Here is a 7,021-nt window from a genome sequence, read left to right on the forward strand (position 1 = left end):
GTTTTGAGGGTTGTTATCAACACATAGACTAACAACATTCACAATAATCGGAAACAATAAGCCGAAGTACCTCATGCCACATCAATAATGGCCTATGTTAGAATCATAAGAAGGACAGCATCATTCACGCGTGAAGAGAGCGTGGAGAGAGCGTGAATACAAGAAAAATATGCCATCGCAAGAATACGAGGGATAAAATCCAATCCCCAATCGACACCTTAGCAGCAATCGGTTGGGGACTGTTATGATTCGTATAAAATCTCTTAAGCCACTACTTGAATAACATATTCTATGGACTTAAACTGATAAATAATCACTCATCATTTCGATTTCGCAGGTACAAAGGTCTCGTAGGTCTGATCATCATAATAAACGCGAATCTCTGTAACCTTGCGCGGTTGTCTGTCAATGTTTTTCATATCACATGCAGAAAAATCCAATCGTGTACTTTTTACACCATGTGAATAACTATGTTGATAAGCCGGTTCTGCACGATCTTGAACTGCAGAATCAAAATCTAATGTTGGCTCCGATGGGGTGGAAGTGGCTGATAAAGAGCTATCGACAGGTTCTGAAGAGGCACCTATATGCATGTCTCCGATACCCATCAACAACCAGTCGGTGTTTATAACAGGTATCTTCTTTTTGATGGCCTCGACAATGTTAAGGGTAGGACGGGTACGTCCATTGAATATACTGCTCAATGTTGCAGCCGACAATCCAACGAAGTCGGCGAACACTTGTTGACTCATATGCTGCTCTTCCATGACGAGCCTGATGCGATCTTTCATCTCCATAAGGTATGATTTTAGTGCAAAATTAGTATTTTGGATTCGGTTTACAAAGGTAAACAGAATTTTTGAGATACACAACAAATGTAGAAGGAATTTGCGTTTTAAAATTATAACTTTCAAATTCAGAATTTAAAACTCCAAAGCATCGAAGGGGTTGTTTTTAGATTTTGATTTTAAAACCAAAATTTCAAGTACTAAAAGTGATATCCCGCACGATTTTAGCGTTTTTTCTTAACTATATGGCTACTATTGTGTTATTTACGAAAATATGCTCAGAAGAAAGCATCTATGCAATGTTAAGTAGGCAAAAACTACATAATCTTTTATTGGTTCCTTGTTGTATTTTACATAAAATACTGAGTTTAAGCATGTTATTTATATATCTTAATCACGTATAAATATCAATATTGATTTTGATACTGCAAGTTTTATGTTTTAATATTGAAATTCAAAGCTCAAAATTGATGGTTAAATTTCGATATTTATGTTTGTAAATTGTAAATTTGAACCAAAATTGCATCATGTTTTGATTTTGATATTTACAAAGCAAAATAAAAATAAACGTTAACGCCAAATTTTGAACTTCCCAAAAACGCAGTTTTTTTTATTTTGGATGAATTGTGAACAGAGGTCTGAAATGCTCAAAAATACGCGATTCTCAGAGGGGAAAAAAGTCAGAAAGATGAGTCAGAATCAGCGTTTCAGGCCATTTTTTTATGTATTCAAAAAACTGTGAAATAGAAAAAAAGAGCCTCAAAAAGGCTCTTTTTTAGTGTAAAATATAGAAGATTAACTCCTTTGCAAGCTCTTCCGGAGGCGTATTAGGGTTATCCAGACCTTTGGTTTTTGCGTCAATCTCTCTAATCTTGGAAATTATCTGGAAAACCTTCATTGCGGTATAATTTCGCATACCCGTGATATAGTCGTTAGCCCCCCACGCATTACGCATTTCCAGCCATTGTGCAATAGCATCTCTATTGCCTCGATCTGGACAATAATAGGCAATCATGAGATTTTGGAAATAATTGAAGAGAAATGGGAGAACAGAGTAGAGCCCCCCACTCTTTGGATTGCTGTCAAAATAATTCATTATCTGATTTGCCTTAAACACATCGCGGTTAATAATAGCATTCTTCAATTCAAACACATTGAAGTCCTTGCTCACCCCTATTTGGTCTTCCACCACCTGAGGTGTTACCCTTCGATTGGATTCAGGCAACGAAACAAGCACCTTATTGAGTTCCCCCACCAATCTATGAAGATCTGCTCCAATATAGTCGGCAATAATTTGAGTTGATTTAGGATCAATGGATGCATTGCGTTCTTTAAGATACTTTTCGATGAACGCTGGCAAATCTCGGTCTTTGAGCTTTTGACTCTCAAAAAGCACACCAGCATCACGGATAGCTTTCACATATTCGCGTTTTCGTCCATCCACAGTACCGTTTTTATGGCACATCACAAGAATTGTGGAAGACATGGGTGACTTAAAATAGCGTTCTAACGGCTCAGTATCTTTTACATTCTGTGCCTCTTTAACTATAATGACCTGATGTTCTGCCATCATAGGATAGCGCTTGGCAGCATCTACAATCTGTGCAGCGTTGACATCTGATCCAAACAATACTGTTTGGTTGAAATCACGCTCTTCAGGCAGGAGTGCATTATCAGCAATCCAGTCTGCAATCTTGTCGATATAATAAGCTTCATCACCCATCAGATAATAGACAGGCTTAAACTTACGCGCTTTCAGGTCGCGCATTACATTCTCATAAGTCACTTTCTCTTGTGCCATATTGCTTACAAAGGTACGAATAAGCGAGCGAAAAACCAAATTATATCTTGTTTTTCCGAGCGTGAGTACCTGAGCATCGCAGATGCAGAGGTACGAATAAGCGAGCGAGATCCCCTATTAGGAAAGAATACAACGTACCTTATTTATTACGAAACACGTTCCAGGGCCTTCGTATTCACGATCAAAAGCCAACGTTCCTCCCATTTGTTCTGCAATATGTCGCGCAACAGAAAGTCCAAGTCCAAGTCCTTTCTTAAAGGGATCAATCTTATAGAATTTCTCAAAGATACGTTCACGCAGTTCTTCAGGAATACCTATACCCGTATCACTCATATGAAACTCCACCCATTTCTTATCGGTAGAAAGTTTTGTATGACACCCTACACTACCGCTTTCTGTGAATTTCAGACTATTGTTTCCCAAGTGCCATAGTATTTTCTTGAGTCCTACAAGATTGTTATGAATCATAAAATCATCGTCCACATCAATTCTATAATGCACCTGCAAACGTCCTTTATCTGCCTGTTCCAATTGGCGAATCATCTCATCACAACCCCTTTTTACATTGATCTCATCGTCGGGAGCATAGTTATGCCGTCTCTCTTCGTCAGACAACTCGAGGAGCTCATTAATCAGACTTGTTATCAACTGGGTGTTATCGGTGATTCGTTTCACCACATCTTTTCGCGCCTCAGTACTGAGTGAATAGTCAGGATTTGCCATAACCTGCGAAAATCCCGTAATGATATGAAGTGGTGTGCGCAACTCATGACTGATATGCTTGACAAAAGAATCCTTCATACGAGTACTTTCTTTCGAACGGTCGAGCGCTACCAGCAACTGGGCATTTTTCTTATAAATACGGTGCATAAAGAAAACCACAACGGCAACAAGCAACAACATGCACACAATAACCAAAGTAAAAAAAGCATAGATGGTATGTTCCTTGTCCTGTTGTTGTTCCTGTCGTAGCCTATCTATCTGATAGTGTGCATTAAGCTCATTAAGTTGATTACGAGTTTCTATCAGATTTCTCTCATCAACAGAATCCATCACACTTCGCAGGATTACAGCAGTCTTTTCAAAATTTCCCATTCGAAAATATATATCTGCCCTTTGTCGCACTACGCGCAGCTGATCACCCATATAATGAAGTAATAGTGAACGGCAGCTATCAGCCATACTATTATAATGAAGGGCTTTCTGATAATCACCTTCATTGAGATATAATTCTGCCATACGGTAAAGCACATCACGCCGTACATAATCCGAACGATTACGAGTGATACGCTCGGCTCCTTACAAGATCTTCAATGCTTCTGACACCCGATGTTCTTCTCTGAGCACTATAGCGCGCACCAAACAGAAATACACATAGTTGGGTGATTTACTCAAACATTCTTCAGAGACGCCTAATTTCTCCTTATATATATGGCGTATTTGTTGACAACGTTCCGTAGCATCCTTCAAATCACCATAGAGTTTTTCATCTGCCAATGCCCCACAATAGAATGGATATATACAGATATGAGCCGCATGATAAGACTCGATATTACTCAAGGTCTGTATGCACTGCTTATAGTTGCGTATAGCCTCTTTGTTTTCACCCATATTACGATATAGGTTTGCCAGTACTTACTACGCCAATCCTATGCCATATATATTATTTCTCTTCTTGGCATCTTCATACATATTGCGCACCTCATTCTGCGCTTTACTGCCTTCATTGGCGAAAATAAGGAAATTAGCCCACAGAGACCATGTCGAGTAATAGTAGTTCCAGCTCTTCTGTTGACGCAGGAAGTGGTGTGTCTCAGGAAACACATGCCGCAATGAATCGGCACATCCGTCCTTGAATACATAGTAATTGACAAGAGCCGCCTTTGCCAAACAGCGCATTGGAATATTATCTTGCAATTCTGCCTCTCGCTGCATTTGAGCAATGGTTTGCCGCTCATTATCACCTGAATAGATTTGAACATAATACACATGCCGATAGGCATCCAACAGCGCTTGTCCTTCGAGCGACAATATAGCGTGGTGAATGGAATCAACCTGTCTGTCATTACTGTTTCCAGCAAGAGCCATCGTAGTACATTGAGCCTGCACAACGATTCCGGCCATTAGAATGATCCTTCGAATGTTCATTAGGTGCTTAATTGCTGCAAAATTACTCATTTATTTTGTGTTTCTATCTTTTTTCTTCATAGATATTTAATTTTCTCAGATATTTCTTCAATATCAAGAAAAAAAGCGGTAAGTTTGCAATATGTTTCAATTAAACCTTCCCTCATTTCCCATCCAGTTGGGTGGCACTCGCGAAAAACCGGAGATATTCGACTTTCTTCGTCGTCGCTATGTAAAGCTGACCCCAGAAGAATGGGTCCGCCAGCATTTTGTACATTGGTTGGTGACAGAAAAAGGCTACCCCAAAGGATTATTAGGCAACGAGATTGCGCTACAATGCGGTAGCAAGCGCCTACGTTGTGACTCTATCCTATACAATAAGCAGGCCCAACCCATGATGATAATCGAGTATAAAGCCCCTACTGTTGCGTTAAGTCAGAAGGTGTTCGACCAAGTTTCGTCCTACAACCTTTTACTACATGTTGACTATCTAATGATTAGCAATGGCATGCAACACTTCTGTTGTCGCATGGACTATGAGCATCGATGCTACAGCATCCTGCCTGACATTCCTAACTATGAAGATTTATAGGATTTTCATATTTAGCTCATAAGACCAGTTTATTTTCCCCAATTCATAAATAAGACAAAAGGCGCAGATTATTCTGCGCCTTTTATTTTATCAACGAATTAGGACTTGTATTAAGCCTCATCGTTGGCATCAGCAACCTTCTTCGTGGTTTTGCGGATAGCACGCTTGCGGGGTTTCTTCTCCTCTGCTTTTGGAGTAACGGTCTTAACACCAGCCAATTCCGAATCTACGAGGATACGTCCACAATACTCACAAACGATAATTTTCTTATGCATTTTGATGTCGAGCTGACGCTGAGGTGGAATCTTATTGAAGCAACCACCGCAGGCATCACGCTGCACATAAACAATACCGAGACCGTTGCGAGCGTTTTTACGGATACGCTTGAATGAAGAAAGGAGACGTGGTTCAATCTTAGCCTCAAGGTCTTTCACCTTAATTTTCAGTTTTTCTTCCTCTGCACGAGTTTCGTCCATGATCTCGTCGAGTTCGTTCTTCTTCACTTCCAAGGCCTGACGACGGTCTTCGATGTTTTCCTTATTGACAGCGAGCTCCTCTTTCTTCTCTGTCACACGATTCTGAGCCTCTCTGATTTTCTTATTACAGAGTTCGATTTCAAGTTCCTGAAATTCGATTTCTTTTGTCAGAGTGTCATATTCGCGGTTGTTCTTAACCTCGTCCAACTGCTTTTTGTAACGTTCCACGCTGACTTTGGCGTTTTCGATATCGCCTTTTTTCTGTACGATGGCAGTCTCATACTCATTGATATCTGCCTGGATTTTCTCGATACGAGTTGTCAATCCTTCGATTTCATCTTCCAGGTCCTGTACTTCCAAAGGTAGTTCACCTCTCAACGCACGCTTCTCGTCGATAGCCGAAAGCGTAGTCTGCAACTGATAGAGCGTCTTCAGACGTTCTTCTACCGGCATTTCTGATGGATCTTTTTTTGCCATTTGCTTATAGATATATAATTGGATTTGTATTTGTTTCTGCTATAAATGTCTTTACATCAGGATATTGACGTTGTATCACATCTTGGAATATTTCACTTGTAAACTGTTCGCTCTGATAATGTCCTATGACACATATCTGGATTCTCTGCTCATATCCGAAATACTGATGATAGTGCATTTCTCCTGTGATAAAGGCATCTGCCTGTTGGTTCACAGCCTCATCAAGCAAGAAGTCACCTGCTCCTCCGCATAGAGCTACCTTGCGGATTGGACGTCCCAATAGCTCATTGCAGAGCGCACATTCCACGTCAAACTGTCGTTTCACCAACAAGACGAAATCATCGGCAACCATGGCTTCGGGCAACAGGCCTATCACTCCACTACCCGATTGTGCGCTGTCAGCCTCATCATTAGCTTGGAGAAATTTCACTTCCTTAAGCCCTAATCGTTCTGCAATTTTCCAGTTGACACCATTTCTGGCATTATCCATATTAGTATGCATCGATGCGATAACGATATGTCGCTCTATGGCTTTCATTACCGTACGCTGCACATAATCTGCACCACAAATCTGTTTCAGTCCACGAAACAAGAGTGGATGATGACTGATAATCAGGTTACACCCTTTTTCTAGGCTCACCCGATAAACCAGGGGGATTAAGCATATAGCTTTGTAAGTCTGAAAAGAAAGAACTTTATATCCGTTACTCCCCTTAAAGCAGCTCTAAACGCCTTAATTTTAGCATTGAATGACTCTGCA

At 40.4% G+C, this 7,021-nt stretch carries 8 protein-coding genes and 1 pseudogene; 1 reads left to right on the forward strand and 8 read right to left on the reverse strand.

Features of this window, described 5'->3' with window-relative positions; translation table 11 throughout:
* Positions 1-320: 320 nt before the first annotated feature.
* The 5 genes from CIK89_RS01555 to CIK89_RS01575 form a co-directional block, all read right to left on the reverse strand.
* Positions 321-791: a helix-turn-helix domain-containing protein gene (locus tag CIK89_RS01555; RefSeq protein WP_094389688.1), complete on the reverse strand. Its 471-nt coding sequence runs from the start codon at positions 789-791 to the stop codon at positions 321-323.
* 772 nt (positions 792-1,563) lie between these two features.
* Positions 1,564-2,589, reverse strand: a complete 1,026-nt coding sequence (gene holA, locus CIK89_RS01560) for a DNA polymerase III subunit delta (RefSeq protein WP_094389681.1) — start codon at positions 2,587-2,589, stop codon at positions 1,564-1,566.
* A gap of 117 nt (positions 2,590-2,706) precedes the next feature.
* Complete coding sequence (locus tag CIK89_RS01565; RefSeq protein WP_094389682.1) at positions 2,707-3,828, reverse strand: sensor histidine kinase KdpD; 1,122 nt, start codon at positions 3,826-3,828, stop codon at positions 2,707-2,709.
* Between the two features lie 60 nt (positions 3,829-3,888).
* Positions 3,889-4,200: a hypothetical protein gene (locus CIK89_RS01570; RefSeq protein ID WP_094389683.1), complete on the reverse strand. Its 312-nt coding sequence runs from the start codon at positions 4,198-4,200 to the stop codon at positions 3,889-3,891.
* A gap of 27 nt (positions 4,201-4,227) precedes the next feature.
* Positions 4,228-4,713, reverse strand: coding sequence for a hypothetical protein (locus tag CIK89_RS01575; protein WP_144007327.1), 486 nt, complete (start codon positions 4,711-4,713; stop codon positions 4,228-4,230).
* 145 nt (positions 4,714-4,858) lie between these two features.
* Between CIK89_RS01575 and CIK89_RS01580 the strand changes: the two genes are divergently transcribed.
* The gene (locus CIK89_RS01580; protein ID WP_094389685.1) at positions 4,859-5,308 is read left to right on the forward strand and encodes a type I restriction enzyme HsdR N-terminal domain-containing protein; all 450 of its coding nucleotides are present in this window, start codon (positions 4,859-4,861) and stop codon (positions 5,306-5,308) included.
* A gap of 110 nt (positions 5,309-5,418) precedes the next feature.
* Here the strand turns inward: CIK89_RS01580 and CIK89_RS01585 are convergent, their stop codons facing one another.
* From CIK89_RS01585 to CIK89_RS13765, 3 genes and pseudogenes are all read right to left on the reverse strand, one after another.
* Complete coding sequence (locus tag CIK89_RS01585) at positions 5,419-6,261, reverse strand: zinc ribbon domain-containing protein (RefSeq protein WP_094389686.1); 843 nt, start codon at positions 6,259-6,261, stop codon at positions 5,419-5,421.
* Positions 6,262-6,265: 4 nt separating this feature from the next.
* Complete coding sequence (locus CIK89_RS01590) at positions 6,266-6,901, reverse strand: Nif3-like dinuclear metal center hexameric protein (RefSeq protein ID WP_254046586.1); 636 nt, start codon at positions 6,899-6,901, stop codon at positions 6,266-6,268.
* A 17-nt stretch (positions 6,902-6,918) separates the two neighbouring features.
* Positions 6,919-7,021, reverse strand: a pseudogene (locus tag CIK89_RS13765) (DDE transposase); the annotation flags it as partial.

Origin of the sequence: Prevotella sp. P4-119, from assembly GCF_002251345.1 — a bacterium.
In the GTDB taxonomy this organism is placed as follows: Bacteria; Bacteroidota; Bacteroidia; order Bacteroidales; family Bacteroidaceae; genus Prevotella.